This is a genomic window from Nostoc sp. (assembly GCF_036916735.1).
GTDB lineage: Bacteria > Cyanobacteriota > Cyanobacteriia > Cyanobacteriales > Nostocaceae > Nostoc.
The window spans coordinates 231,150-257,415 of the sequence record NZ_JBALFV010000101.1 but is presented as its reverse complement, the minus strand read 5'-3'; the positions used below and the strand labels follow the sequence as shown (position 1 = coordinate 257,415).

24 protein-coding genes are annotated in these 26,266 nt (G+C 40.4%); 15 read left to right on the top strand and 9 right to left on the bottom strand.

The genetic code is table 11. From position 1 onward, the window contains the following. Window positions 1–6: 6 nt before the first annotated feature. Window positions 7–1,278 (top strand): murein transglycosylase A, encoded by a 1,272-nt coding sequence (gene mltA / locus V7L20_RS24705; protein WP_334746596.1) that lies wholly within the window; start codon window positions 7–9, stop codon window positions 1,276–1,278. 126 nt (window positions 1,279–1,404) lie between these two features. On the opposite strand, the gene V7L20_RS24700 is transcribed toward mltA, so the two are convergent. Together V7L20_RS24700 and V7L20_RS24695 are read right to left on the bottom strand one after the other, a co-directional pair. Continuing rightward, complete coding sequence (locus tag V7L20_RS24700) at window positions 1,405–1,638, bottom strand: DUF3134 domain-containing protein (RefSeq protein WP_334746595.1); 234 nt, start codon at window positions 1,636–1,638, stop codon at window positions 1,405–1,407. Window positions 1,639–2,427: 789 nt separating this feature from the next. Beyond that, window positions 2,428–3,483: a substrate-binding domain-containing protein gene (locus V7L20_RS24695; protein WP_334746594.1), complete on the bottom strand. Its 1,056-nt coding sequence runs from the start codon at window positions 3,481–3,483 to the stop codon at window positions 2,428–2,430. A gap of 1,552 nt (window positions 3,484–5,035) precedes the next feature. On the opposite strand from V7L20_RS24695, the gene V7L20_RS24690 reads away from it, so the two are divergent. The 11 genes from V7L20_RS24690 (at window position 5,036) to V7L20_RS24640 (ending at window position 16,075) form a co-directional block, all read left to right on the top strand. Further along, window positions 5,036–5,551 (top strand): hypothetical protein, encoded by a 516-nt coding sequence (locus tag V7L20_RS24690; RefSeq protein WP_442943624.1) that lies wholly within the window; start codon window positions 5,036–5,038, stop codon window positions 5,549–5,551. 25 nt (window positions 5,552–5,576) lie between these two features. Further along, window positions 5,577–5,948 (top strand): hypothetical protein, encoded by a 372-nt coding sequence (locus tag V7L20_RS24685; protein ID WP_100900009.1) that lies wholly within the window; start codon window positions 5,577–5,579, stop codon window positions 5,946–5,948. After that, window positions 5,902–8,649 (top strand): hypothetical protein, encoded by a 2,748-nt coding sequence (locus V7L20_RS24680; protein WP_334746592.1) that lies wholly within the window; start codon window positions 5,902–5,904, stop codon window positions 8,647–8,649. Before V7L20_RS24685 ends, V7L20_RS24680 begins: the two co-directional genes overlap by 47 nt. Before the next feature lie 111 nt (window positions 8,650–8,760). Then, window positions 8,761–9,600 carry a hypothetical protein gene (locus V7L20_RS24675; protein ID WP_334746591.1) on the top strand — a complete coding sequence of 280 codons (840 nt, stop codon included), beginning with the start codon at window positions 8,761–8,763 and terminating at the stop codon, window positions 9,598–9,600. A 365-nt stretch (window positions 9,601–9,965) separates the two neighbouring features. Continuing rightward, on the top strand, window positions 9,966–11,030 hold the full coding sequence (locus V7L20_RS24670; RefSeq protein WP_334746590.1) for a hypothetical protein: 1,065 nt from the start codon (window positions 9,966–9,968) through the stop codon (window positions 11,028–11,030). A gap of 225 nt (window positions 11,031–11,255) precedes the next feature. Then, complete coding sequence (locus tag V7L20_RS24665; protein WP_334746589.1) at window positions 11,256–12,080, top strand: hypothetical protein; 825 nt, start codon at window positions 11,256–11,258, stop codon at window positions 12,078–12,080. 165 nt (window positions 12,081–12,245) lie between these two features. Continuing rightward, window positions 12,246–12,950 carry a hypothetical protein gene (locus tag V7L20_RS24660; protein WP_334746588.1) on the top strand — a complete coding sequence of 235 codons (705 nt, stop codon included), beginning with the start codon at window positions 12,246–12,248 and terminating at the stop codon, window positions 12,948–12,950. After that, on the top strand, window positions 12,947–14,566 hold the full coding sequence (locus V7L20_RS24655; RefSeq protein ID WP_334746587.1) for a hypothetical protein: 1,620 nt from the start codon (window positions 12,947–12,949) through the stop codon (window positions 14,564–14,566). Before V7L20_RS24660 ends, V7L20_RS24655 begins: the two co-directional genes overlap by 4 nt. 124 nt (window positions 14,567–14,690) lie before the next feature. After that, window positions 14,691–15,263: a hypothetical protein gene (locus V7L20_RS24650; protein WP_334746586.1), complete on the top strand. Its 573-nt coding sequence runs from the start codon at window positions 14,691–14,693 to the stop codon at window positions 15,261–15,263. Window positions 15,264–15,514: 251 nt separating this feature from the next. Next, the gene (locus tag V7L20_RS24645; RefSeq protein ID WP_334746585.1) at window positions 15,515–15,754 is read left to right on the top strand and encodes a hypothetical protein; all 240 of its coding nucleotides are present in this window, start codon (window positions 15,515–15,517) and stop codon (window positions 15,752–15,754) included. A 63-nt stretch (window positions 15,755–15,817) separates the two neighbouring features. Next, window positions 15,818–16,075, top strand: a complete 258-nt coding sequence (locus V7L20_RS24640) for a hypothetical protein (protein WP_229454341.1) — start codon at window positions 15,818–15,820, stop codon at window positions 16,073–16,075. A gap of 2 nt (window positions 16,076–16,077) precedes the next feature. Here V7L20_RS24640 and V7L20_RS24635 read toward each other — a convergent pair whose 3' ends face one another. The 7 genes from V7L20_RS24635 to V7L20_RS24605 form a co-directional block, all read right to left on the bottom strand. Further along, window positions 16,078–17,817 carry an ABC transporter ATP-binding protein gene (locus V7L20_RS24635; RefSeq protein WP_334746584.1) on the bottom strand — a complete coding sequence of 580 codons (1,740 nt, stop codon included), beginning with the start codon at window positions 17,815–17,817 and terminating at the stop codon, window positions 16,078–16,080. A 213-nt stretch (window positions 17,818–18,030) separates the two neighbouring features. Then, window positions 18,031–18,324: a hypothetical protein gene (locus V7L20_RS24630; protein ID WP_334746583.1), complete on the bottom strand. Its 294-nt coding sequence runs from the start codon at window positions 18,322–18,324 to the stop codon at window positions 18,031–18,033. 31 nt (window positions 18,325–18,355) lie between these two features. Continuing rightward, window positions 18,356–19,570: a lipid-A-disaccharide synthase-related protein gene (locus tag V7L20_RS24625; protein WP_334746582.1), complete on the bottom strand. Its 1,215-nt coding sequence runs from the start codon at window positions 19,568–19,570 to the stop codon at window positions 18,356–18,358. 376 nt (window positions 19,571–19,946) lie between these two features. Then, a complete protein-coding gene (gene plsY, locus V7L20_RS24620; protein WP_334746581.1) occupies window positions 19,947–20,624 on the bottom strand; it encodes a glycerol-3-phosphate 1-O-acyltransferase PlsY in 678 nt (225 codons plus the stop codon). Window positions 20,625–20,701: 77 nt separating this feature from the next. Next, window positions 20,702–21,967: a DUF3086 domain-containing protein gene (locus V7L20_RS24615; protein ID WP_334746580.1), complete on the bottom strand. Its 1,266-nt coding sequence runs from the start codon at window positions 21,965–21,967 to the stop codon at window positions 20,702–20,704. A gap of 137 nt (window positions 21,968–22,104) precedes the next feature. Next, the gene (locus V7L20_RS24610; RefSeq protein ID WP_334746579.1) at window positions 22,105–22,491 is read right to left on the bottom strand and encodes a DUF3119 family protein; all 387 of its coding nucleotides are present in this window, start codon (window positions 22,489–22,491) and stop codon (window positions 22,105–22,107) included. 176 nt (window positions 22,492–22,667) lie between these two features. After that, window positions 22,668–23,462, bottom strand: a complete 795-nt coding sequence (locus V7L20_RS24605) for an MlaE family lipid ABC transporter permease subunit (protein ID WP_334746578.1) — start codon at window positions 23,460–23,462, stop codon at window positions 22,668–22,670. Between the two features lie 540 nt (window positions 23,463–24,002). Between V7L20_RS24605 and V7L20_RS24600 the strand changes: the two genes are divergently transcribed. The 3 genes from V7L20_RS24600 to aroH all read left to right on the top strand — a co-directional run bounded on the left by V7L20_RS24600 (window position 24,003) and on the right by aroH (window position 26,231). After that, window positions 24,003–24,299 carry a hypothetical protein gene (locus V7L20_RS24600; protein ID WP_334746577.1) on the top strand — a complete coding sequence of 99 codons (297 nt, stop codon included), beginning with the start codon at window positions 24,003–24,005 and terminating at the stop codon, window positions 24,297–24,299. A 549-nt stretch (window positions 24,300–24,848) separates the two neighbouring features. Beyond that, window positions 24,849–25,670 carry a signal peptide peptidase SppA gene (sppA, locus tag V7L20_RS24595; RefSeq protein WP_334746576.1) on the top strand — a complete coding sequence of 274 codons (822 nt, stop codon included), beginning with the start codon at window positions 24,849–24,851 and terminating at the stop codon, window positions 25,668–25,670. A gap of 147 nt (window positions 25,671–25,817) precedes the next feature. Beyond that, window positions 25,818–26,231 carry a chorismate mutase gene (gene aroH, locus V7L20_RS24590; protein WP_334746575.1) on the top strand — a complete coding sequence of 138 codons (414 nt, stop codon included), beginning with the start codon at window positions 25,818–25,820 and terminating at the stop codon, window positions 26,229–26,231. The last annotated feature ends 35 nt before the right edge of the window (window positions 26,232–26,266 follow it).

Here is a 26,266-nt window from a genome sequence, read left to right as displayed (position 1 = left end):
ATTTTGATGGAAAAGACATTTGCGGGGTTAGGAAAGTTTAACAAAGTTATCGCCATCAGCCTACCTATAGTTTTGTCAATTTTCCTGGTGCGAATGCAATCTGTAGTGCATCAGGAACTTAGCCCACCTGAATGTCGGGTGAAAAAGTGGGATATACCAGTTTCATTGAATGCTGAAAAACAAAAAATACCATTAATTCAGAGGTTACCAATCACTTGTTGTCAAGGTGATACCTCTTGTTTTGATGAACCTCTCTATGGAGAAATACCAGATAAAAAGGCGCTGTTGAGTGCGATCACTCGCAGTCTCCAATACCTGCAAACGGCTAATGCTGCGGCTGCTTATCAAAACTATCAGGTGGCTGAGATTACACGCGATCGCGTCATCAAAAGCTTGAAAAGATTCCGCGAACTTCTACTAACAACTAATTCTGCAACAGAATTACATCAAGCTACCCTGCAAGAATTTGTTCTTTACCAGTCGGTTGGTAAAGATAACCATGGTTCCGTTTTGTTCACCGCCTATTATGAACCGCTTTACGCAGCCAGTCGCGTCCCCACCCGAGAATATCGTTATCCTGTTTATCGATTACCTCCTGATTTCAACTCCTGGCCTAAGCCTCATCCTACACGCGAAGAATTAGAAGGAGCAGATGGTTTACAAGGCGCAAAAGGAAAATTACGAGGATTAGAATTGTTTTGGTTTCGCGATCGCCTCGAACCATATCTAGCTCAGATTGAAGGTTCAGCTAGACTTCAGCTTCCTGATGGTACTCAAACAGCAATTGGCTATGCGGGTAATACCGCTTATAACTACAAAAGTATTGGGCGAGAATTAGTCAATGATGGCAAATTACCGCTAGAAGGTATAACTATGCCAATTATTCTCGACTATTTCCAAAAACATCCCCAAGAATTAAATATTTATATTCCGCGCGATCGCAGTTTTGTTTTTTTTCAAGAAAACCACGGTGAACCAGCTCAAGGTTCTATCAACGTACCACTAACAGCAGAGCGTTCTATCGCTACAGATAAATCCCTCATGCCTCCTGGTGCTTTAGCGTTGATTCGCGCTTCTATTCCCTTTGCTAATCCTACCGGAAAAATGGAGGAGCGCATCGTTAGTCGCTATGTTCTTGACCAAGATACCGGAGGTGCAATTAAAGGCGCAGGTAGGGTAGATTATTTTTTAGGTACTGGGAAATTAGCAGGCGATCGCGCTGGTGTTACAGTCAGCAATGGACAATTATTTTATCTGTTACTCAAGTCAAAGAATTAAACACATTCACATTTTAATACTAAAGATTCCCGACTTCTTTAAAAAGTCGGGAATCTTAACCTTTTGGCGTAAATAAGGTACACATTTTAAATCAATCAAACGCTTGGGGTAACTACGAATTACGAATTACCCTTCTATGTCCATATCAGAATCATCATCGTCATGATCGTAAGGGATATCGTCAAGGTCTATCATTTCTGAAATTTCTTCTACTTCATTCAAATACTCAGATTCATGATGTTCCCGTTCAATCAGACGACCAGTTGACTTTAACCATTCTAAAAGAATAAACTCATTACTTGTACGAATTACAGGCGCTCGCTGGTTACGAGGTTCTTCACGCAAAGGGCTTATAGACATAAAAAACTCACTTTGAATTATAGGTTGGTGTACAAAAACGTCAAAATTATACATTAAGGTTAAAAGGTTTGTCAGACAAGACTTTTATCAACAGATGGAATATGATCTATTGAGGTTTTCGTCTCAAGTCTGTCTAGCTACTTACCATTAAAATGTCCCCGCGTCAGTTTTAATAATAAATATTACAACCGATGCAATATATGTTACAAAGCATTTGGTAGCTTCAAACACCTTCAGAATCAAAGGGTGTAGAGATTTAGATTCAAACAGGAGTGTATATAGTCAGTCACATGACCGAAAATATTTCTCAACAAATCAAATCATAACATAGTTGACACCAAACACTGTGATCGCTACCTTACAGTATCAGTGGATGCCTAAAAGCGATCGCAAACTATCCTATCTTTACCAGATGAATAAACGAGTTTAAAACCCTAGCAAATCGTTGGATAAAATACAGTTTTTTCATAGGAGCATAACGTCTTGCGCTCCTACTGCATGTTGTAAGCAAACGAGAATCGCTATGAATAAAACCCCAGGATTGTAAATACAATCCTGAGGCAGGATTTTTATATCCTTGTCAGTCAACATCTTTATAGAAAACTGTAAAATAGGGAGTTGCTGATTAAGAGGATGAATTTTGTTTCGCCCACAGGAGCAAAACAAAGGTTCCAAGCGTTTAACTTTGAAATTTCATACTTGAATTCAGCAATCCCCTTGGTAGCTGTTAAAGTCTCTCAACAGAATTAACAGCTATTATCTGGTAGTTTGGTAGGTTAATTTATAAACCTACGGAAGAGGGCCATATCCGAGAGATGCAGCTAAAGCATTTGCAGCCTTAATGAAGTCTCCAAATCCGGTTTCACCTGAGTAATACAACAAATAAGTTGCTCCGGAAATGGGATAAGCATTTGCACTGCTAGGATTGGTCAAATTATCAATTCTAGTCAGATTTTTATTAGTACCATATTTTACAACAGTCCCATCTTTAATAGCTGCTGTAATTGCAGTTGGTGAGGGAGCAATGTAATTACCTGCTTTGTTTTTTAAGAGTGCGGCAGGTAGAGGTAGTTTTTTACTTAAACGGGTAGCATTATCCACATAACCAAATCCACCTTTAGTAATTGCGACCGTATCGGCTACACCTCCGCCACCAGTAGCGCTAAGGAAAGTGCTTGGCCAATTAACAGTTGTACCCACTCCATTTTTCCATACATCAGCTGCTGGAACGCCTGGAGTCTTACATACAGTATTGAGATGACTGCTTAAAAGGAAAGTGGAACCACTTGAGTCAGCACGACGTACAACTTTGATGGGTGCATTGAGTGCTATTAGTTTGCCACCGTTATCTGCACTAATGCTCTTATCGTTCCAATTTTTGATGCTGCCGTTCAAAATACCACAGTAACTAGCTGGTGAAAGCTTAATTCCACCTGCTGGTACAGTCAGACCAGTAGGGTTATAAGCTAATGTGATTCCGACACCTACCACAGGCACTTGGATGTAAGGACGAGTAGCACGTTTTTCGGTTTCTGCTACGGGGTCATCACTATCGGCAAAATTGACTGGGAAAGTGATTTTGGGAGTAGTACCATCTGGTTGTTTTTGAGTGAAAAAAGCTGTTAACCCTGCACCACTACCAACTGGAGCATATGTGAATGTGAAACCTTTAATAGCTGTAAATAAAGTAGTTACAGTACTTGCACCTGCACCATTACCTAGATTTTTAGAGGTCTGAGCTAGAGATTTTTGAGTAACAGATTGACCTACTACTAAACCAGTTGTTATGGCAATTAGAGAAATTGAACTTACCAAATTAATCAGGCGATCGCGATAGAAAACCATATCAGGCTCCTTCAAGTTAATTTTAGGGTTAAACACACTAACAAATCAAAATCAAGTGTCAAACTGGCAATTATAAATAACCTTATTTAAGCAAAATAATCAGCATTTACAAGGTTATTTATAAATCAAAAGCTTGCACAACAAACTGAAATATGCAGAACAATTAAAAAGCAAATACTATATAGATATAGAGTACATTTAATTATTGCTAATCGACTCTATTACATATTGTTTGCTAGTCAAAAGTTTTGAAAATTGCTATAGCTAATGGCTGTGAAATTTCGTTAACAAAATCAACAATAAAATGTTAAGGTAAAGTCAAAGTCATGATTCAATTATGAAATGATTAAGAAAATTAAAAAATATTTCTGGAATTTAGAGGTGTTTTAAAAATGATTTTTGTAACGTTTTTATTACTCTCGCCAGATAAAAATCTGATGGCTCAAATTTCTGAAACCCTGACGAAACAAATACTTTACTCTAGTTTACAAATTAGTTCCAAGCCTTTTATTAGAGGTGTTAATGAGTATTTTATAGAGTTTAGGCAGTTTACAAATTAGTCAACATGTGTATCAATAAAAATACATTGTTTCAGCATTTTATTAGTTGCGTATGCGTCGTAAAATATAGCTGAGAAATTTAGCTAATAAGTTGTTTCAGGCTTTTCTTAATTATCCTGCGATCGCAAATAGTCCATACTGTAGGGGCATAGCAATGCTCATTGCTCAAGGCAAGTAGCTCAGTATTAACTTTTGACTTCTCCGAACGCGAGTGTATTTCCAAGAGTTGGAGCTGGCTTAACCTACACTTAGTCGCAAACATAACTTAATACTTTTTAAGTATTTTTTCAAAAATCAAATAGGATTGCGATAGTTAGGTAAAAGGATAAAGCGTGGTCTATTTTTTGCGAGTGACGGTAGACTGATATTAACCACATCTTAATGGTAATGTTAATATAATAAATCTTCAGAATTATTCCTGAAGGGCTTTGCAGATGGGATACTTTAGCTACAAGGCTGTGAACTCCCCCAAACTTGTAGCAATTAATGTAGTATGTTTCGTAAAGTCCTATCCTTATAAAAGGTGGCTTGGAGTAATAAAATGTTTCCTATAGAACTTGTAGCTATGCTCCCAAGCATTGTCTCGCGTTTCTACCGGATTTACCAATCTCTAATTGAGGCAAAAGCGCTGGGATAGAAAGAGTTTAAGAGGACTTTAGCAGTTCTGGTTTTAAGCTCGAAACCTAGTTTCTCAAACCATGCATATTTTCCTTTTAAACCAAAATTAATATTTAATTAACTTAAATGAAGAATATTTTGTATCCAAGGTAACATTTTTCTGCTAACGTTATAATTTCATGAAAAATAAATGTTAAATTATGTTAAATTAATTTCAATTATTGTAAATTTTTAAACAATAAACACTCAAGTCCACTATAGGAAAATTAGCAATGTCTAGACAAAGTTCTCACGAGAGAAACTTTTTCAAAGCTTTAACTGGTAGCGTACTCAAAGGATCTCAGAAATTAAGACTGGGGGTGAAATCCAGCTTAATGATTCTGGGGGAATCAGTACCCTTTTTGATTGCTTGTGCTGTACTTGTAAGCGTTATCAGCCTAAAAAGTCCTATCCTGCTTTTTTGTTTACTAGTTGGGAGTTTAATTGCAGTCATCATCCAGCAAATTGGGCAGCAGGTGAATTTACCAAGGCGATCGCTAATAATATTACAAATTTTAGCAGCAGCCGTAATTCTGAGTTTGTATTGGTTAGACTGGTTTGCAGCCCCCGCACAAGCACAGTTTTTTGGAGAAGCTGAAAAGTTTTTCAAAAGAAACTTAGGTGGATCACAGGCAGCTGGTGGTGGTAGTGAGACAGCAGTAAGTTTGATATTTAATGTGTTGCGGGCGATATACTTACTCTATATTGCAATTTCTCTGGTTGGTGTGATTAACGCAGTGCGTAAGGATGAAGATTGGCAAAGTATTGCCAGAACTCCTTTATTAGTCGTTGTTGCTGTTACCATTGCTGATGTACTCACACGCTTTGTAATTGGCCCACAAGGGCAGTAAATAATTTAGATATTTCATATTTCAAATGTCTCAAGAGCGGGAACAAGATTTTCGTCCAGTCAATCAGGTTCTAGGAAGCCAACCCTCATTAGGGCCAATCCCTGCCGATCAAATTCTTCCTTGGACGGTAATTGCCTTAGCCTCCTACTTTATTGTCAACGGAGTTTTTGGTGGCATTTTCCAAGAAGAATTTCAAAAGTGGTTGTGGACAATACTAATGACAGGTTGGGGAATCGGAACTTGGTGGATTTTAACTGGTGGTAGGAGTTGGAGTTTTTTAAGTAAATTTATAGGGGTTCCCGCTTGGACAAGAGGCTTTGCTCGTTATCAAAGCTTATTGGAAGTTAACCATGAAGCAAAAAATCGGAAAACAAAGCGTCGGCGTCGCCGGAAATGAAGGTAGATTAACACCATTTGAAGATGCCTTGCACTTGGCGACAATGCTACGTGTGGCAATGAATGGACGTGATATTGGCGCTTATCTTTTGACAAAAGGCACTCAAAGAGATCGGTTTTGCTTTGTTTTTGGTTTTGATTGTAAGGGAGTTCATACCACTTTAAGACCCGAACAAATCGATACACTTTTTAATAACATTGAAGCCGGATTAAAAGACATTCCTAGCGGTGAAAGAATGACACTGCATTTAGGATCTTTTAGTTCAGACAAAGAGCGCCAAAAAGAATTAGTATCATTAATCAGAAATGCGCCATCACGAGATATCAAATATTTGTTGATGGCAGAAAGAGCCAGAATCAAAGAATTGACTGTTTCTGGGGTTCGGAAGCCGAAATTTTTACGTATTTATGTCACTTACACTATTGAATCCAACTCTAGAAATGCCGATGATTGGATAGAGAAGCTTTTAGTTAGAGCTGAATCATGGTGGTTAAAATTTAAAGGGGATCTCTCGGAAGCAGAATATCAGCGCATTGAAACACTGGTAATAAATGCTTATAAGCAGGGTTTTCTGCGCTGGGAACAAATTTTATCTAACCAAATGGGATTGGATGTCAAACCTTTGAAAGCTGATGAACTTTGGGAAGGCATTTGGAAAAGGTTTAATGATACGCAGCCAATACCGATTCCCCAGTTAATGACTTTAGATGAACAAGGACTGCACGAGCAAGTTAATTCAGATTTAGCTAGTACTAAATTGCTTTTAGACAATATCCACGGCACAACTTTGCTGATGGAGTCTAGCGTACCTTGTGCCGATCGCCGTTGGGTTAATGTTAACAATCGTTATATTGGCGCACTGTCATTTCTCGAAAAACCCGGAGGTTGGGCAAATAAATCTGCTCAACTGCGATACTTATGGGAACTGTTGGCTAGAGAAACAGTAGTAGATACAGAAATTTTCTGTGAGTTGACTGCGGCAAATCCGGCATTGGTGAAAACTACTTTGCAACGAGTCTTGAAGCAGTCAAACATGACAACAATCATGGCTCAAGAAAAAAGCAAAACTATTGATGTCAACGCACAATTAAAGTTAAAGAAGTCGGTAGCAGCACAAGAACAATTATTTGAAGGTGCAGTTCCGATTTATACGAGTATTGTAATTTTGGTACATCGTCCAACTGTTGATAAATTAGATGAGGCCACAAGATATATTGAAAACTGTTTTCAACGTCCAGCGAAAGTAATTAGAGAAACTGAGTACGCCTGGAAAATTTGGCTACAAACTCTACCAATAGTTTGGGAAGGTTTATTAGCGACACCCTTCAATCGTCGCCAGCTATATTTAACCAGTGAAGTTCCCGGATTAATGCCTTTAGTTATAACTAAACGGGGTGATAGACAAGGTTTTGAGTTGATTGCTGAAGAAGGTGGAACACCTGTACATTTAGATTTGTTTAATCAACACAAAAATTTAGCTTTGTTTGCGACAACTCGTGCTGGTAAATCGGTGTTGGTATCAGGGATTTTAACTCAGGCTTTGGCACATGGCATTCCGGTTGTGGCGTTAGATTTCCCGAAACCTGATGGTACATCTACTTTCACTGATTACACAGAGTTTATGGGGGTCAATGGAGCCTACTTTGATATCTCGAAACAATCGAATAACTTATTTGAACAGCCAGACTTACGATCGCTAGATCCAGAACAACAGCGCGATCGCTTTAACGATTATACCGCTTTCCTAGAATCAGCTTTGATGACAATGGTTTTAGGATCGTCTACTGAAAGTCAAATTTTATCGCAAACCGTGCGATCGCTCCTCAACTTAGCTTTAGAAGCCTTCTTTGCTGATGAGGGTATAAAACAGCGATATATACAGGCGATGGCAGGGGGATTTGGCACTCAGGCTTGGCTGAAAACTCCTACCTTAAAAGATTTTCTCTATTTCTGTTCATCAGAACACTTGCAGCTAAGTTCTTTAACTGGCAGAGTAGAAGACGCCCTTAGTCAAATTCAGCTGCGCTTACGATTTTGGCTTTCTAGTCGCGTGGGACAAGCCATTTCTGCACCATCTAGCTTTCCTACCGATGCCCAACTATTAGTTTTTGCGCTCAGAAACCTATCAGATAGTGAAGATGCAGCCGTACTATCTCTGAGTGCCTATTCAGCAGCATTACGACGCGCATTAGGTAGTCCAGCTTCTATATTCTTCATTGACGAAGCACCAATTCTATTTGAATTCGAGCAAATTTCTGACTTAGTTGGCAGAGTTTGTGCAAACGGCGCTAAAGCCGGCATCAGAGTCATCTTATCAGGACAAGATCCTGATACAATTGCTAAATCTAAAGCTGCATCTAAGATTTTGCAAAACTTGACAACACGATTGATTGGACGTATTCAGCCAGTTGCAGTTGATAGTTTTGCAGATATCTTAAAATATCCCCGCAACATTATTGCTCGTAATGCTTCTGAAAGCTTCTTTCCGCGCAAAGAAGCCGTTTATAGCCAATGGCTGTTAGATGATAACGGTATTTATACATTCTGTCGTTATTATCCAGGTTACGAACAATTGGCAGCAGTTGCTAATAACCCCTCTGAACAATCTGCACGTAGCAAAATGATGCAACTTCATAGCGATAAATATGAAGCCATTTCTGCATTTGCACGTCAGTTAGTAGCTACTCTGCGTAGTAGTTAATCGGGTTTTGTAAGTAGTTAACAGTGATTAAAAAAGTTATAAATCATAGTTAAAAAGCTAAATTTCTAACTTGCTACTTCAATGTCGTCTACCTTTTTCAGGCACAAATGTATGCGAAAAACTACCATTTTTACTCTTACGTTGCTATCCTTAGCAATCCTACCAGTAATGGCACAACAAGATCAAACGCTAGTAGGCCAAGTTTGGAGTGATTTTCAATCATATTCCAAAGATTTGCAAGATTACTTTCAACAATATAAGAATTTAAGCGAAAACTTAAACCCTCTGGAGTTAGAGAGTCAAAATGCTCTTACTACTACCAGTAACGAGGGAGATTTGAAAATACCTAACCCTGTGACTGCGGGACAAAAGGTTCGTGATAATGTGATTGACTACTCTTATCGTTCACAGTCTAGAGCAAGCCGCTTTGAAAATAATGCAGCAGTACGGGGAAATTTAGTTAGTAGTGAACTTAATCGTTTAATGACCCGTGGAATAGCGGTAGGTGTTCTTGGTAAAAATGCACAAAGTCGGATAAAAGGAAAGTTAGAAAGTATGCAGGAGGAACTTGTTGACAATTCTAGTTCTGGGGAAAATAACCCATTACCCAACGTAAATTGTAATGGTGCTAATGGTGCTAATGGTGCTACCGGGGGTATATCAACCGGATTATGTAATGGTATACAAGGATTGATCAGTACATTAATAAATCCAAACAGCGAAACCATTCTAATGCAAAAATTACAAGCAAAAATCGTAGCTGAAACATTTGCCCAGTCAATACAAACGAATCAGTCTTTACAATATTCTAATTTAAATTTAGCAAACATTTCTCAGCAGGCAGAAGAGGCGAATCGCGCTCGGAGAGTAGATACATCTACAGAAGCCGCGCGACTTTTACGAGCTACTTCTCAACTAGATTTGTTTGGCAGACAAAAAGTTGGAAAGTAGGTTTTTAGAATAAAAAAACTGTTAGAGGATGTTTTAAAAGTCCCTTAGTCAGTAGCAAAAGGTTTTAGATCCCCCTAAATCCCCCTTTTTAAGGGGGACTTTGATTCCGGTTCCCCCCTTAAAAAGGGGGGTTAGGGGGGATCAACAAGTGCTTAAAATTACAACAAATCACTTTTAAAACATCCTCTAAATTTCCATACAATTTTTAAAATCCTTAAATTTCTTACAAACCAACAGAAAGTCTAAAAACAGTTTAGTAGAGTGCGTTAGCCACAGCGTAACGCACCGAAGCGAAGCCATCCGGGATGGTGCGTAACATTCTTAACGCACCCTAAGAAATTAAAAAAATAGCCTATAAACTCAAAATGCAACTTGCTATTCAACTAATTTTTGCCCAAATAGAACCCCAACTAGGCATTAATGAGGTTCTCACTAAGGGTGCTGTAACTTCCCAAAGTATTGCCAACGGTTGGAATAGTCAATGGCTGGATTTATTACAAAATACCGGCAATAGTACCTTGTATGGAGCGCTAACAAATCTGGGTATTTTTTTTGCAGTAGGAACCCTGTTATTTTTTATGATACAATTCCTCAGAGACTTAATATCCTACGAATATAGTCGTCCAATATCAGCTTTAATCTGGCCTTTTGTAGTGGTACTCCTTTTAAGTAATTCAGGTAAAGGAAGTATCCTTTCTAATCTGACGCTGGGATTACGGGGTGTTTTGAATCAGCAAGTAGTGGTATCAGCAGATGCGAATAAAATCTACCAAGAAGCACTGAATATGAGTATTGCAGAAGAAGTAACTGGTTCTTTTCTGCGTCCTTGCCAATCGCTAACTGGTGAACAACAAAGTAAATGCTTTGTTCAAGCTGCTGTGAGAATCAACATTCTCTTGCAGAAATATAGAGATACATACGGAAAATATAGACCTTGGATAACTAGACTACAAGATAAGGTAGATCAGATAAATAATGTTAGTTCTGTCCGTGGCATTGTATCAGAAACTTCATTTAATTCTTTGTTAGGTTCTACAGTGCAGACAAGCATCAAAAACTTTTTAGTTTCCTTGCAATATGCCTTCCAGAATTTGATAGAAGCTACTATGTTGCTGATAGCACTTTTAGGGCCAATAGCTGTAGGTGGCTCTTTGCTACCTGTAGCTGGTAAACCAATTTTTGCATGGCTCACCGGATTTTTATCTATTGGAATCGCCAAGATTTCATTTAATATTATTGCTGTTGTTACTGCCGCAGTTATTGTAAGAGGGCCAGGTCAAAATCTTAATGCTGATCCAGACTTAATGTGGTTCATAATTTTTCTGGGAGTTTTAGCACCAATTTTATCGTTACTTGTGGCTGCTGCTGGTGGTTTTGCACTATTTAGTGGTATCAGTAATACGGCTTCTTTAGTAAGGGAGAGGATATAAATTTAAAAGTCAAAATGAATAAAATTTTGAGAAGTGTTATAACTGCTGAATTATATGCAAATCATATTTAAGTGGGTCTTTAATATAAAACCTCATCCTAACTGCGGTTTTCTTATCCTTAGTAAGGAGAGGGATTGAGGGTGAGGTTTGATCTGATGTTTAATTACGCCTACCTACTTAATTAATATATAATAACTGAAGTTTTTTGCAGGAGAAGATGAGTAAATGGTGCGTTTACTGGAAAAAAGACAAACAACGGCAAGTGTTTTGACAATTTTTGCGATCGCAACCTTCAGTTTACATATATTAATCTTATTTTTATTCTTATTACAAGGGCTAAATATTCGCCAACTCAGTCTGAGAAAACCTCCCAACTTTGTGCAATTAATAGACGGTAAATCAGTAGGTAATATCGATGATTTAGCAAGAGATCCAGAAGCAATTCGCCAATTCATCAGCAAAACGATGATATCAATGTTTAGCTGGTCTGGAACCTTACCAGCACAAAATATCGAAGAAGTTGCAAACCCCAAACCAGATTTAGGAGTTCTGATTCAAACACCTCAAGGGGGTAGCCAAAAAGTTAGTACCAGTAGTTGGGTAGCTAGTTTTGCCTTATCTGAAGATTTTCGCAAAGGTTTCTTAAGCACAGTTGCAGAAATGACACCGGCAGAAGTTTTCTCTGAAAATCCCAGCCTAGCTATGACATCACAATTAGTTATTAAGCGGGTTTATCCGCCAAAACAAATTGCACCAGGTAAGTGGCGAGTAGGTGTGGTAGCCGACTTAATTCAAAAAAACCGAGTTGGTGGTGCAAGACTCATAACTCCTTTTAACAAAGATTTACTTGTACGTGCAGCAGATTATTTTGGTAACCCCCAAGGCGACAATGGCACAGACTTGCAAAAAGCAATTTATAGTGTCCGCGCTGATAGATTAGAAATTTATGAAGTTCGTAACTTATGTTTGCTAGATGGCAATAACAGCGTTAACAATGATAAAGTTACACAATGCGGGGCTGGACAAACATCTGATAGCTTTATCAGATGAGTAGGTAGAAAGAGGCGCGATTAATCATGTACTGGAAAGTAGGAAATTAGCCTTTTCAAATTTTACAGATTTTTTAAAAAATCAAATAAGACCTAAATAAGACAGATAAATTTATAATTAACTAATTCAATTTATAGAAATATCAATTATATAAATATTAAATTAATGCAAATACTCAAACCAGAAAATAGGAAAAATAACCCATTACCCCTGTTAGCAGTAGGAACATTTGGGTTACATGTATTAACCTTGCTTTTATTACTATTTCACGGGTCTATGTTACAGCAGTTAGGTCGTCAACTCACACCTCAAAGTTTAGTGCAACTTATTGATGGTCGCGCTATAACCGTAGACCCCGAACCAAATTTAGAGCGACAGCCAGAGGCGATTCGGCGGTTTGTGGGTGAAACTATGAGCTTAATGCTTACTTGGTCAGATCAACAGCCGCCAACGCAAGTCTGGGAAATTACCTCCCAACTGGTAGCTGAGAATTTTAAACAAAAACTTAAGTCAGAAATTACCAATTTAAATCCAGATAGCCAATTTGAAAATGTTAATAGGGGAGCAGAGAATGTATTAGTAATCCAAAAAATATCTCAACCTACAGAAATAGGTAATGGACAGTGGAAAGTAGAGATGTTTGCGAATCAACTAGTTTTTAATGGTTATGATAGGCTGGGAAAATCAACTCCGTTTAATAAACAAATTTTAGTTAGAGCAATAGATGAACCTGCAACTTCTCTACCAAATGCAGCACTACCATTGCAATTTGCCGCTTACCGCCTTGGTGAAGCCAGACTAGAAATTTATAATGTATGTGATATCAAAGATAAAAATTGTTCTGGAAATCCTAATCAATCTTTACCATGACTAAATACTCAACTCCTGCAGAAACATCTGCTCAAAATGAATTTACTCTACCTACCGATGCTCATCAACAAGATGCAGAATCTTTTGATTGGGAATCGCGAATGTCAAGGTTAGTAGGCTTTGAAGAAGAATCTTCTCCCGATACCCAAGGATTAGAAGACTCTGCAACGCCACAAGAATCGCTCTCTCAACCACAAGAAGTTCAGACAAAGCAACCCCTCTCATCTAATCCCTTTGCAAAGTTAGGCTTGGTAGGAGCCGCCACCTTTGCGATCGTTTTGGTGGGTGGTGTGTTTTTGTCGCAATTGATGAGTAGCAATCCCAAGCCAAAAAATATTGTTCCTCCACAAGTGCGTGAGCAGCCAACTGAAGAATCTACCTCTCAACAGCTAGCAGGCGAAGTAGATACTCTAAAAACGAAATTAGCTCTGACTGAACAAGCAGAGATGGTGAAAGCCGCCCAACAACAGCTCAGAACTGCCAAATCAACGCCGACAGTAGTCTTAAAAGAACCGTCAGTATCTTCTAGAGGTACACAAAGAGCGATCCCAGCACCACCACCAACAGCTTATGTACCCCCAACAGTGACAGTTAACCGCATCGTTAGAGTACCTGCTTCTCAACCTGTGCGCTCGCCCCAACTACCAGTTGTGAATCCAAACACTCAACCTCAGACTGTGGTCAATATAACTCAACCATCTCCACCAAGCCCATTGCAAGAGTGGAAAAGGTTAGCAAAGTTAGGTAGCTACGGTCAACTAGATGCTACAAATCAATCCAATAACATCGCAGCAGCTCCTGAACCTGTAAACAATCCGCAGCCACAGCAACAACAGACAACACCACAACCTGAAACTTCTGCCCCTGAAGTGAGTCAAGCGCAACCCGTGGGACAGAAATCTTTAGCAGTAGGGACTAGTGCTAAAGCTGTGTTAGCAACAGCGATATTTGGGGAAACTACTACTAAATCAGGCGGTGGCGATGAAGCAGGCCCAGCGAAAAACGTATTTGTGATCAAATCCCAAGAAGCACTAAAATCTAAGGATGGTAGTACCGTTATACCTGCAAACACTGAATTCCTAGCTGAAATTAGTTCCATTAACGAACAAGGTCTTGTGCAGATGAACGTAACTAAACTTATCTCACAAAATAATGGCAACCCTACCGAACAAAGCTTACCTAGCAATGCAATTATTATTCGCGGTACCCAAGGTAAACCTTTACTAGCAAGAAAATATCCTGGTCAAAGTTCGCCTATAGCATCAATGGATGTAGGACTAGGCGTTTTGGGAGGTATTGGTAAAGCAGCAGAGTTAATAAATCGCCCTGATACCAAACTTCTGCCTTTATATAGCAACAGCGTCCTCAATAGCGATGGTACTCCAAACGAAAACAACAACAATGGTAGCAACCCCGGTGTGATCACTGGTTATGCTACTGTTACTGAAAACAGGCGCAACCTTGCAGCCGGGGTTGTGGAAGGTGCTATGAACTCTGTAGTACCCCAAATAGCCCAACGAAATCAACAGGCGATCGCTTTAATGGCACAACCAACTAATATTTGGTTTATGAAAGCCGGTACAAATGTTGAATTATACGTTAATCAACCAATTTAGTTTTATGAGATAGGATTAATACCAATTTTAGATTTTGGATTGGGTAATGGTAATTGGTAATTAGTTGTATTTATATCTTTCCCATATTCTCCTGTTCTATCTACCAATCTCCCCATTTAGAATCATGAAAAATAATCCTAACTTGTCAGTAAATACCCCGGGTAAATCTTATTTGCTACCTATAGCTTCCTTAATTTTCTCGGTTGCTATCTTCTTTTTGGTAGGCCGCGCTGGTGCTAATAACGCTGTTCTACGTTCTATATTTTCCTGTCAAGCACAGGGTTTAGGGGGAGCAACACCTATGATCGACGTTTGGTATCAACAAGGAACAAACTTAAGCTTTATTCCGGCTGGAGAAGTAATTAAAAAAGTTTGGTTAAACGATCCATCAGAGGTAACTATAGACTTTGATGGCCCAGTATGTATGCAGTTTGGTCAAGACTCTAATAGTAGTGGAGGAGATTGTAAAAACTCCGCAGCGAATGTAATTCAACTCAGACGAATTCAAAAACTGAATATTCCTGGGCTTCCTCCCACTAGCAATACACTTTTAACAGTTGTTACCGAAGGGCAAGGTAGAAATAAGTTATATACTTTTCGAGTGATGTATAGAACAGGTAACCCTGAATATCACACTTTAGCAGTTTTTGCCGATCCTCCTGGTCAGGAAGGAGCTTGCTCTAGAGTTTCACAATAAATTTCTAGCAAAAGTACCCGACAGGAATAGAGAGAATCTAAGTCTTTGGGCTGTTTTCTTTCTTTATAGAGCAAGGTTAGGCTTAAGCTTAACCACTGCTGTAGTTCAATCAATTGAAAAACGCTATAACTCAACTGATTTAACTGACTTAAGCAATTTTAGCCTATATGTTTATAAATCTTTAGATAAAAACTAACCACAAATTCCAAATCTATGTGACTATAAAGAAAAGCTTAAGAGGTTACAGACTCATGGTCACTGCCAAAATGATGCAACAGCTTTGGGCTGTAATCGAGTCTACCCAGGTGAGCACCCTGCTCCAGTTTGACGATGCTGCTTTAGTACAAGTGCTTCTCCAGCAGTTAAAAGCGAACCAGACTATTGATGCCCAGGCAGATAGCAGCCTTAATACTTATATAACATCTAAACTGCCCCTGATTCGTGATACGGCAGAAGGCCGATTATCCTTCGGACAAGGCGGCAATGATTAGCACTATAAATCAAATGATTCCTCACCGCCAAGTATACGCTTAGAGTTCAAACAGTTGAATATTATGAATAACTGGCTAGTAATTGCCCTAGTAGCTTATCTAATTGGAGCAGCAATTGAAGGGGTGACTACAGCCAGTCAGCTGTCTCATTCAGTGCCAGAATTAGCTAAAAGCACACAAGCTCACCCTTCAGATTCTGCCACTGAGTCTAATTCAACTTGGCGAGTTGTGGCAGCGATCGCCTCAGTAAGTATATGTGGAGCTTTTTTGTGGCCTTGCCGCCTTTTCCACCGTTTAATTAAAGGCAAGGTTAATTCCTAAGCTTAACCCTCATCTGTAGAGTAAAACTGTTGGGCATAAAAACGGGCATAGCGTCCTTCCTGAGACAGGAGGGAGGTATGAGTACCAGCTTCAACCAACTGTCCTTGTTCTAGTACGAGAATGCAATCAGCCCTACGAACGCTGCTCAAGCGATGGGCGATAACAAACACGGTACGGTTTTGCATGACTCGCTTGATCGCTTCTTGAACTAGTGCTTCTGACTCTGAATCTAAGGCAGAAGTAGCTTCATCCAGGATGAGAATTCGAGGATCGTTGACGATCGCTCTAGCGATCGCTAATCTTTGGCGTTGTCCTCCAGATAGGTTAACTCCGCGTTCACCTACCCAGCTATGGTAACCTTGGGAAAACTGGGTGATAAACGAGTCAGCGTTGGCAATCTTTGCTGCTGATTCAATTGCTGCTAAATTTAATTCTTCTTGACCATAACCAATATTTTGGGCGATCGTTCCTGAAAAAAGGGTAATGTCTTGAGGAACAATACCAATTTGACGGCGTAAACTGGTAATTGTGACATCACGGATATCAATATCATCAATTAGAATTTCACCCGCCTGAGGATCGTAGAAGCGAAGTAAAAGGTTAATTAAAGTCGATTTGCCCGCCCCAGAAGAACCAACCAAGGCAATGACACTACCAGGAGAAGCGTGCAGACGAAGATCCTTGAGGACTGGCTCACCAGGATTGTAAGCAAAACTAACATGACGATACTCTACCTTACCAGCAACTCGTGGCAGTTCCTTAGCATTGGATTTTTCGCTTAAACTAGGCTGCTTCTCTATCAATTCAAAGATGCGTTCTACAGAAGCTTCGGTCTGTTTATACTCGTTGTAATTGCTAATCATCAAGTCGATTGGCTGAATCAGTAAAGCTACAGCAGCTAAGAAACTGATAAAGCCTTGAGATGTCAGCTGATTCTGAGAAATCTGCCATCCTCCCAACAGAAACAGCAGCATAATGCTAACTGCTTCCAAAAAACCAACAACCGGAAACTGAATGGATTTGAGTTGTTGAGCGCGATACTTAGTTTGGCGATTGCGTTCTGCTTCCTGATTGAATCGCTTCACTTCATACCCTTGTGCTGCAAAAGCTTGAACGACCCGAATTCCGCCAAATACTTCGGTTAACAGAGCCGATAAATTGGAAACTTGATTTTGACTCTGGCGAGATAGCGAGAGTAATCGCTGACCAAATAGCCCGATCAACCAAGCCATCAAAGGAGCCAAAATCAAACCCGCAAGGGTAAGTGGCCAATTTAGATAGAGCATGTAAATGGGAATCGCAATTAACTGCAAGAGATTGGAAAGAAACTGATGGGATAACTTATCTACAATCTCGCCTACGCGATCAATATCTTCAGTTAGTCGATAAGTGAGGTCACCCGTCTGTGTGCTTTCAAAGTAATCCAATCCGAGTTTGTGCAGGTGAGCGTAAACCCGCTTACGCAAATTCAAAACCATATTGAGAGCGGCAGCGATCATAAAGACATTCTGCCCATATTGACAAAGCCCTCGAACTAAAAATACTAAAGTAGCTACTCCAAGCCAGTAGGCAATCTGGTTAACATTTCCCTGACCTAGAAAAAAAGCGACCTGACCTGCTAGGTAGGGCACTGCTAGGGTGAGTAATACAAATCCTAAGATACAACCGAATCCCCGAATTAACAGAGGCCATTCGGGCCACAGATAAGGTAACAGTTGCCAGTAGCTAGAGCGGACTTTCATAGTTCAATTCTTTATTGTTATCCTTACCGAAAAAAGGCAGGGGGCAGGGGGAAGAAAATATAATTTTTACCTTTTGCCACTTTCTTTTAGAGCAAGTAAATTTATTTATGAAAAAAGAGGAAGATATGTATTTCGATAGCGCAGCGTTAGCGACGTAGGAGCGTCGCATCAAGTGCCACAAGAAATACTGCATCCTTATTGAAACCCTTAGATTTATTGGATAGGGTTTACCTCCTGTCCCCTACCTCTTGACACAATTTTTACTAAGTACAGCATTTCATTAATTCGTAGCGAATTAAATTTGGCAATACCCTGCAATGCCAATGCATCGACTGACAATGCCGATGCATCGACTGACGATGACGATGCATCAACTGACAATGCCAATGCATCGGCTAACAATGCCAATGCATCAACTGACAATGCCAATGCATCGACTGACAATGCCAAAACATCGACTAACAATGCCAAAACATCGACTGACAATGCCAATGCATCTCCTTGCATTAAAAACGTTACGATTTTACGCAAAGCTGTACTAAGTTTCTCCTAAAGAGGTTAGCAGAAAGCGGGCTATTCTCTCAGATGCACCGGGCGGCCCAAATCGCTCAGGGCCATTTTGTTGACACTTAACAAGATAGTCTGCATCTTCTAAAGTCTCAACCACTTGTCGGGCCGCTTGTTTGAGAGTCTCTGGGGTTGCTGGCCCAGTGCCGATAGTTTGGGCAGAAATGCCTAAAAGCCGCGTTTGCGCCTCTGCGAATTGATAAGTAAATTGAGGCCCTTCTCCAGGAATTTGGATAATTGGTTTGCCGATCGCCACTGCTAAATCCACTGCCAACCCTGCCATACCAATGACGAGGTTAGAGTAATATACAATATCACTGAAAGCATCTGAGTAACATCTCACTTCTACAAGCGGTGATTCCTCAGCAGAACTTCCTGGAGGAGAATAGGTAAGTACGCCTTGAGCCAGTTGCCAACCTTGACTTTTAGCAATGTAGTCTAGTTGCTCCATCAAATTTTGTACTAAGGCGGCGCGAAACTGGAATCGTGACTCAGGCATCACTTTGGCAATTTCTACCACCAGTTGCAACTGCAAACAGAAATTTCGCTCTGCTTCTGGCATCCGTGATCCTGGCAAAAGAGCGATCATGGGAATGTCGGGTTTCAGGTGCAAGTCTTTGCCAGCAGGAACGAGGCGATCTAAAGCCGGAATGCCACCAAACTGAGCTTTAGCTATACCTTGCCGTTGAAGGTCAGAAGCTGTATAGGAATCTCTGGTGAAAACTGCCAGACATCGAGAAGAATTCAGATCATGCCACAGTAGAGGATTGATACGCAATCGACCTTCATAGAGAGCCGAAAGACAAGAGATAAATGAGACAAAGGGACGTTTTGTTAAATAAGCAAATGTCTGGGAGACAAAATCTCCAGTAGCCATAATCAAATCGCAGTTGGGAGCATACTGCAACACCGCTTGTAATTGTCCCCAAGTTAGCCCAATCAATCCCGATTGAAAATCTTTGAGCAAATAGAGGCGCTTCATATAAAAGAATCCTCCAGAGGGCATCGTTTGTGTAGGGCCAATAATGGGAATGTCCAAGCTGCGGTAAGCTTTTCCTTCCCCTACAATCGGCATTGCTGCCATCTCCAGAGAAGGACGCAATTGGCGCAGGGTCTGAATAACATGAGAGGTGTGGTTGTCCTCTCCGTGGCCGTTACTGATAAACAAGATTCGCTTAGAAGGCATCTTGGGATTTTGGATTGGTCGGAAATGCTTAATAAGATTTTTTTACCTACGTTGGGTGTGTAGGTCAAAATGCATCGTGATGTGAATTAACTATCTTAAGGTTATTTCAGGCTTTTTTTAATTATCTTGCGATCGCAATATAGATGCTGTGCGTCGTGCCTTATTACAGATAGATTACGAAAACTATTCCGTGTATGCGAGCAAATTATTTAATATACAACCAAATACTGGAGAAACTGTTGAGTTAGATGGCATCCTCAAAGGTTCATGTCAGATTGAATCTTGCTCCTTAGTTTAAACTCCAGAAGAGATACCAGGCTCACTCAACGGCAAGCTTAGGGCATCGCTTGGGGCGAGGTATGTACCAAACAAATCATTATATAGTTTGTCCTGGTGTCACTACATTTTGCCCAATTTTTGGTTCTGTTCCTGCAAGCAGTCGTTCAATATTAGAGCGATGGCGCAAAATTACATATAACCCACCAGCAATTCCAAACAGAATATATGGTAATGGTTGATGCAAAATTACCATGAAAATGGAAACAGCGATCGCACCTGCAATTGAACTCAAAGAGACAATCCGCGATATTGCCACCACGATGGCAAACACACCGGCTGTTGCTAAACCTATCTGCCAACTTATTGCTAACAAAATCCCTAAGCTGATAGCTACGGATTTACCACCAGTAAAGCCCAAAAAAATTGATTTACTATGTCCCAGGATGGCAGCTAACCCAGCTATTGTTACTAACCACGGTTGCCACACTTGTGCATCTACTGTTGGGGGGATATAATTTTGAATTGGGTTAAAATTGAATAACCAGTAAACTAGAGCGATCGCTAACACTCCTTTTAAGGCATCAAGTACTAAAACGAATGCTCCTGGCCCTTTTCCCAAGGTTCTTAGTACATTAGTTGCTCCAGTAGAACCCGAACCAACTTGCCGAATATCAATCCCTTTTAACTGCTTCACAGCAATGTACCCAGTGGGAAAAGAACCCAATAGGTAAGCTATAACTACAATTGCCCCACACAGAGTTAACCAAATAGCCATAATAAAATTCAAAATTCAAAATTTAAAAAAGTCAAGAGTAATAGCTCTTGACTAATGACTAATGAATAATGACTCATTTAAAAGTCATCATCATAGTTTCTCATGATTTTGGGGTCAGGAGCAAAAGCTAACCACAAAGGAAATTGCAGCAGTGACAGACTAATTTGCTCCTCTGAATCGTCAATGATAATTAAGGGCAGTTGATTGGCTTTCGTCAATCGGTCTGCTTTTTGGGCGACAGCATCAGACGCTTCAAATAATACCACGCCCCGGTCTGGGCCGAAATCTGGGCGACCGATTCCCAGACAGTCTTGCAAGCCGCGCCGCCATTCACCTAATCGCTCTGGTGTATTAGCTAAGACTAAAGTACGGACGCGATCGCCATACAGCTTGTGTAATATCGAAATTGCAGCTGAGGCAATCAAAATATTTTGTAAGCGGCTACCCATTGTCCGCAAACCACCCCGTCCTCCTTGGGTAAAAAACCAGTTGGAAACTCGTTCCGCGTGGATTGGTTCAAAGGTACGGCGTAATTGCCACGCTGGCCCATAGTAATCTGGTTTATTGCGGTATTGGTCAATTAGGCGGCGAATTTGCTTAGTAGTATCTTGAAACTGCTGTTGGGCAAATTGGGGTATTCCAGGTTGAGGTTCAACTGGTTTAGCCTCTTTTACAGATGGTTTTTCTCGTTCCACCATACTTGGCGTGAGTTGCAACTGTTCGGCAGCAACAGCCAAATCCTGTAAGCTACCCGTGAGATAGTCTTTAAAACCCTGCACCCGAATTGCCAAGTCTTGGGATGTACCAGCAAAAGTGGTTCGCATCTCATTGCGGATACGTTCTTGTCGGCGTTCTAGTTGTTCTACAGAAATTTGCAGGGTTTGTTTGCGTTGTTCTAACTGCACCAGTGACTCTTGCACAAGTCGTCCCAGTGAGGTTTGAGTTTCACCCACTTGTGCCTGAAGGTTTTTGTAAAAAGCTTGCAGTTTGGCTATTTCTTCCTTAAGAGCAGCTTCAGCGTTTTGCAACTCTGCTACTCGCTGCTGTGCTTGTGTATATAATGGATCGTTTTCTGATCCCAGTGCGGTATTTTCCGGTTCCGACTGTGTTACAAACTCGCCATTTAAATTTTCTGTTAGCTCTAATGTAGAATCTACCACTTCTACATTAGAGATGAGTGGCTCAAAAGTTGTGTAATCTTCTGATGAGCTAATGGCTCCTGTTTCTCCCACTGACTCAATAGATGGATTGAGTGGATGTTTAACTGCATTGTTCTGTTCTTGTTTTTCTGCCGCCAACCGCTCATCAATTGGTTCTGGGGTTTGAGATGCCTCTGGGTTCATAAACAATAGTGTAATTCCTATGACGCGAATAAATAGCTTTCAGAAATATTACAATTGACCTGACATAAAAGTCCTAAGTTATTAGTGCTGAGTTATGAGTGTAGATCGAAACGACTCAGCACAGATGTAACTCAAGACTAAATACGTGGACAACGTTGTTCTAAGCAAGTTTTCAAGGTGTTGGGTTCAAATAAAATCGGCAAAAAGTGAATACTTTTAATTTCTTTAAAGTAAAACAAAATAGGGACTCCATTCCAGAAGAGCCGCCAGTTTTGCCATTCCTGATAGGGAAAGCGCCGAATTAATTTTTCGCCTCTGTAAATATCTAAGTCGGTGGCGGTAAATTGCAAACGCAGCGTTAACGCCTGAAACATGAGAAACAAACCAAACAGCGTAAAAACAAAGCCTAACCACGGTTGTACCAACAGTAGTGGAATAGCGGCAATTACCAACACTATAGGTATATTGTAACTAGGCTTGAGTTCCACAGTTGATGTGGAGTTAGGAGTAAATGAACTGGCCACAGTCTTAAATCCTGCTTTATTTAGTAGGCATCTCTCCTATTTTAAGAGTCAGGAGTCAGGAGTTAGAAGTTAAGAGTTAGGAGTGAAAAGTTTTAACTCATAACTCCTGTACAGACACTATTAATCGGGTCTCTCCTGTACAGACGCAATTAATCGCGTCTTTTAACTCCTCACTTTTATAGCCCTATGAATGCACTGCCAGTCCCCTGAAACATTAACCAAGAAAGAAAAAAGTTGCTAACAAATATAATTAGCAAAGCAGTCACAACAGCAGTTGTGGTTGACTGTCCTACACCCTTGGCTCCTCCTGTTGTTGTCAGCCCCCAACTGCAACCAATTACGGCGATTAAAGTGCCAAAGCAACACGCCTTAATCATGGCGCTAATAATATCCCACATCGCAAGAAAGTTACGGGCTGAGTCTAGAAATACCGTCTCAGAAAGGCTGTAGATATTTATCGCAATTATCAATCCTCCAAACATCCCTGTCACCAACGACAGGAGTGTTAAAATTGGTAACATTAAACAGCAAGCAAGGACGCGGGGAATAACTAGGTAATCGATTGGGTCTGTTTTCAACATCAACATTGCATCGATTTGTTCTGTGACTCGCATGGTACCGATTTCGGCTGCAAAGGCAGAACCGACTCGCCCCGCCAAAACCACTGCTGTCAACACGGGAGAGAGTTCTCGTGTCAACGCGACAGAAAGCACTCCGCCGATAATGTTTCCTGCGCCAAAGTTGATAAATTCCCGCGCCACCTGAATGGTAAACACCGCGCCGACGAAAATAGCCGTCAATAGCGCAATAAATAAGGAGTCTGGCCCAACTGCTGCCATTTGTTGCAAGGTGTTGCGCCGATGGATTTTGCCCTTCAATAGGTGAACTAGTACTTGCCCACCCAAAAAAATCGCTGCCAGCAGCCGCTGACTCCATTCTCCTAAACTGGATTTGGATGTAGTCTGGTTCAATGTTCTATAGCTAACTCGGTGACTGCCTTAAGAATAGCGGAAGTCATTAGGATAGGGAATGGGTAATGGAGCATTGGGCATTACCGCAAGGCGAAAGTCACGCATTCAAAAGTCAAAAGTTTTGTATATCAAGGTTTTTGCAGGGCATTGGGAATTGGAAAACAGGAGGCAGTTCTTGCTAGAGGCAGAAATTCTTTAATGCATGAATTTTGAATTGATTTCTCCCCCTGCTCCCCTGGGTCTTCATCGTGCTGAATATTAACTTAGATTAAATATGCTCTCAGAAAATGAAGCTGTTATTAAAGCTGTTGCAAACCAATAAACAAGGCTAACCTTGGCTATAACCTAGATTTTACAAGGGTTTTGTAGATTAAAACCTTTTTTGATATCCCCAGCATGTGCTGTAACTAGTAGCCGTTTATTTTAATGAAAACTTAAGATTTTTGACAGATTGGTTGGTCAGGAGCGATCGCACGTATTGTAGAAAATGACGAACTGCTATCTAGCTTTTGTTATCTCTACTCACGGAGTTTGTCTTAAATGGCTATTTTCACTAACTTTCTCCGCTCTCTACTACTGACAATCATTTTTAGTTTTGTCGCTCCCATGTTACTAGTTGGCGGCGGATTGTTCCTTTTACCCCTTATCGGTTACTTCCCCGGTTTACAAGAGTTAACTGAAGCGATCGCTACTCAGATTATGCTTTTTCTCGCCACCTTTGGCAGTGGAATTCCCCTCCGGGGATTATTTGTGATTAGTTTGACCTGTAGTTTCGTCGGGGCACTGTTTGATATGTACGCTTATTATCGGTGTCAAATTTTACGAAGTGATTCATAAGCAGTAGAAATAGCTTCGTCAGTTGCTCATGGACTGTACAAGATAGAGAAAACTGATAAAGTGATATTCCCAAAAGTGAAAGTACTACTAGTTTTAAGCTAAATAGAGATTAATGTTGCTCAATGAATTTTATTAATTAAATTGAGTGCCAGAATTATTAATTAAATATTTATTATTCATTAGTTATTAGTTATTAATTACTGACAACTAGTACAGGTGCGCGACCTGAGTCAACCAATCCTCAAAAGGTCAAAAAGCTAGAATAACAAAGGTTGTATAATTTTTAATTCCGCAAAATAGCTAAAATAGTCTGTGCTAAATCATCACGTTGGAGCTAAACTAGAGTTTAACATATTGTGTTAGCTGCAATCTTGAAGAACTTGATTAGCATTCATCGAGAATATCAAATAAAACTCACTACAAAATATAAAAATTTCCTTAAAATCCTGACGATCGGAATGCCTGCTCATGTTTCTTAACAGAGCAAAACAGGTCGTCTGACCTTTGGGCATCTTATATTAAATTTATTACGAGGTATGTTGAGAGCTCATGATTTGGCCGTTTAAGCCCAAGTTTAGAAAACAAATTGCGCGAATTGAAATTACTGGTGCGATCGCCGGTGCTACTCGCAAACGCGTCCTAGAAGCCTTAAAAACTGTAGAAGAAAAAAAGTTTCCAGCATTATTACTGCGTATCGATAGCCCTGGCGGTACAGTCGGAGATTCCCAAGAAATCTACAGCGCCCTGAAGCGTTTGCGCGAAAAAATTAAAATCGTCGCTAGCTTTGGCAATATTTCGGCTTCTGGAGGAGTCTACATCGGCATGGGAGCCGAACACATCGTTGCTAACCCAGGTACAATTACGGGTAGTATTGGTGTGATTTTGCGTGGAAATAACTTGGAACGGTTGCTAGAAAAAATTGGTGTTTCTTTCCAGGTAATTAAGTCTGGCCCTTACAAAGACATATTATCTTTCGACCGGCAACTGACTCAAGCAGAAGAAAATATCCTGCAAGAGTTGATTGACACAAGTTATCAGCAGTTTGTCCAAACGGTAGCTGATGGCCGTTCTTTAACAGTAGAAGCTGTGAAAAGTTTCGCCGATGGCCGGATTTTTACTGGACAGCAAGCCCTAGAATTGGGTGTTGTAGACCGTCTGGGTACAGAAGAAGATGCTCGTCGCTGGACAGCAGAACTAGTCGGTCTTGATCCAGAAAAGACTCTCTGCTATACCCTAGAAGAACGTAAACCTTTATTGAGTCGCCTTCTACCAGGAAGTCGTCAAGTTTCATCAGGAATTCGATCTGGAATTGATTGGCTCGAATTTGAAATGTCTACTAGTGGTTTACCCTTGTGGTTATATCGACCCTAATATAAGTTAGGAGGAGCCAGTGCGGTCTTGGGGTTTCCCCAAGTGGAGCAACTGGCGTTTATGAGTGAGGAGTTATGAGTTAAAAATCTTAACTTCTCATTCTCAACTCCTAATTCCTAACTTTTTTGTTTTAAGGAGGATTTGGGCGTGGAGTGGCAAATGCGGGCGATTCGCGGAGCAACAACCGTTTCAGAAAATACTGTTGAGGCAATGCGAGAGGTAGTGACAGAAATTCTAGATGAACTAGAAAACCGGAATCAATTCCAGCCGAGGGACATGATTAGTGTGACTTTCTCAGTGACGCGCGATTTGGATGCTATTTTTCCAGCTGCGATCGCCAGGTCGCGTCCTGGTTGGGATAATGTGGCCATGTTGGATGTTCAGCAAATGCACGTCGAAGGTAGCTTACAGCGCTGCATTCGGTTCTTAATCCATGCTTATTTGCCAGCCTCCGCCTCAATTCATCATATCTATTTACGCAATGCCGCCAACTTGCGTCCCGACTGGAGTTTGCCTCAGTCTTTACAAACATCACAGCCAGCAGTTAAGTCAAAAGTGTAAATTATTTAAATGAAATATATGTAACAAAGGTTATT

Bases quoted from the DNA above. Each gene is read 5' to 3' on its own strand.
- mltA (WP_334746596.1), top strand. From the start codon at position 7: ATGGAAAAGACATTTGCGGGGTTAGGAAAGTTTAACAAAGTTATCGCC.
- V7L20_RS24660 (WP_334746588.1), top strand. From the start codon at position 12,246: ATGCAAATACTCAAACCAGAAAATAGGAAAAATAACCCATTACCCCTG.
- V7L20_RS24640 (WP_229454341.1), top strand. From the start codon at position 15,818: ATGAATAACTGGCTAGTAATTGCCCTAGTAGCTTATCTAATTGGAGCA.
- V7L20_RS24625 (WP_334746582.1), bottom strand. From the start codon at position 19,570: ATGCCTTCTAAGCGAATCTTGTTTATCAGTAACGGCCACGGAGAGGAC.
- V7L20_RS24645 (WP_334746585.1), top strand. From the start codon at position 15,515: ATGGTCACTGCCAAAATGATGCAACAGCTTTGGGCTGTAATCGAGTCT.
- V7L20_RS24680 (WP_334746592.1), top strand. From the start codon at position 5,902: ATGAAGCAAAAAATCGGAAAACAAAGCGTCGGCGTCGCCGGAAATGAA.
- V7L20_RS24665 (WP_334746589.1), top strand. From the start codon at position 11,256: ATGGTGCGTTTACTGGAAAAAAGACAAACAACGGCAAGTGTTTTGACA.
- V7L20_RS24650 (WP_334746586.1), top strand. From the start codon at position 14,691: ATGAAAAATAATCCTAACTTGTCAGTAAATACCCCGGGTAAATCTTAT.
- V7L20_RS24685 (WP_100900009.1), top strand. From the start codon at position 5,577: ATGTCTCAAGAGCGGGAACAAGATTTTCGTCCAGTCAATCAGGTTCTA.
- V7L20_RS24630 (WP_334746583.1), bottom strand. From the start codon at position 18,324: ATGCAAGGAGATGCATTGGCATTGTCAGTCGATGTTTTGGCATTGTTA.
- plsY (WP_334746581.1), bottom strand. From the start codon at position 20,624: ATGGCTATTTGGTTAACTCTGTGTGGGGCAATTGTAGTTATAGCTTAC.
- V7L20_RS24655 (WP_334746587.1), top strand. From the start codon at position 12,947: ATGACTAAATACTCAACTCCTGCAGAAACATCTGCTCAAAATGAATTT.
- V7L20_RS24700 (WP_334746595.1), bottom strand. From the start codon at position 1,638: ATGTCTATAAGCCCTTTGCGTGAAGAACCTCGTAACCAGCGAGCGCCT.
- V7L20_RS24675 (WP_334746591.1), top strand. From the start codon at position 8,761: ATGCGAAAAACTACCATTTTTACTCTTACGTTGCTATCCTTAGCAATC.
- V7L20_RS24670 (WP_334746590.1), top strand. From the start codon at position 9,966: ATGCAACTTGCTATTCAACTAATTTTTGCCCAAATAGAACCCCAACTA.
- sppA (WP_334746576.1), top strand. From the start codon at position 24,849: ATGATTTGGCCGTTTAAGCCCAAGTTTAGAAAACAAATTGCGCGAATT.
- V7L20_RS24690 (WP_442943624.1), top strand. From the start codon at position 5,036: ATGATTCTGGGGGAATCAGTACCCTTTTTGATTGCTTGTGCTGTACTT.
- V7L20_RS24600 (WP_334746577.1), top strand. From the start codon at position 24,003: ATGGCTATTTTCACTAACTTTCTCCGCTCTCTACTACTGACAATCATT.
- V7L20_RS24635 (WP_334746584.1), bottom strand. From the start codon at position 17,817: ATGAAAGTCCGCTCTAGCTACTGGCAACTGTTACCTTATCTGTGGCCC.
- V7L20_RS24695 (WP_334746594.1), bottom strand. From the start codon at position 3,483: ATGGTTTTCTATCGCGATCGCCTGATTAATTTGGTAAGTTCAATTTCT.
- V7L20_RS24615 (WP_334746580.1), bottom strand. From the start codon at position 21,967: ATGAACCCAGAGGCATCTCAAACCCCAGAACCAATTGATGAGCGGTTG.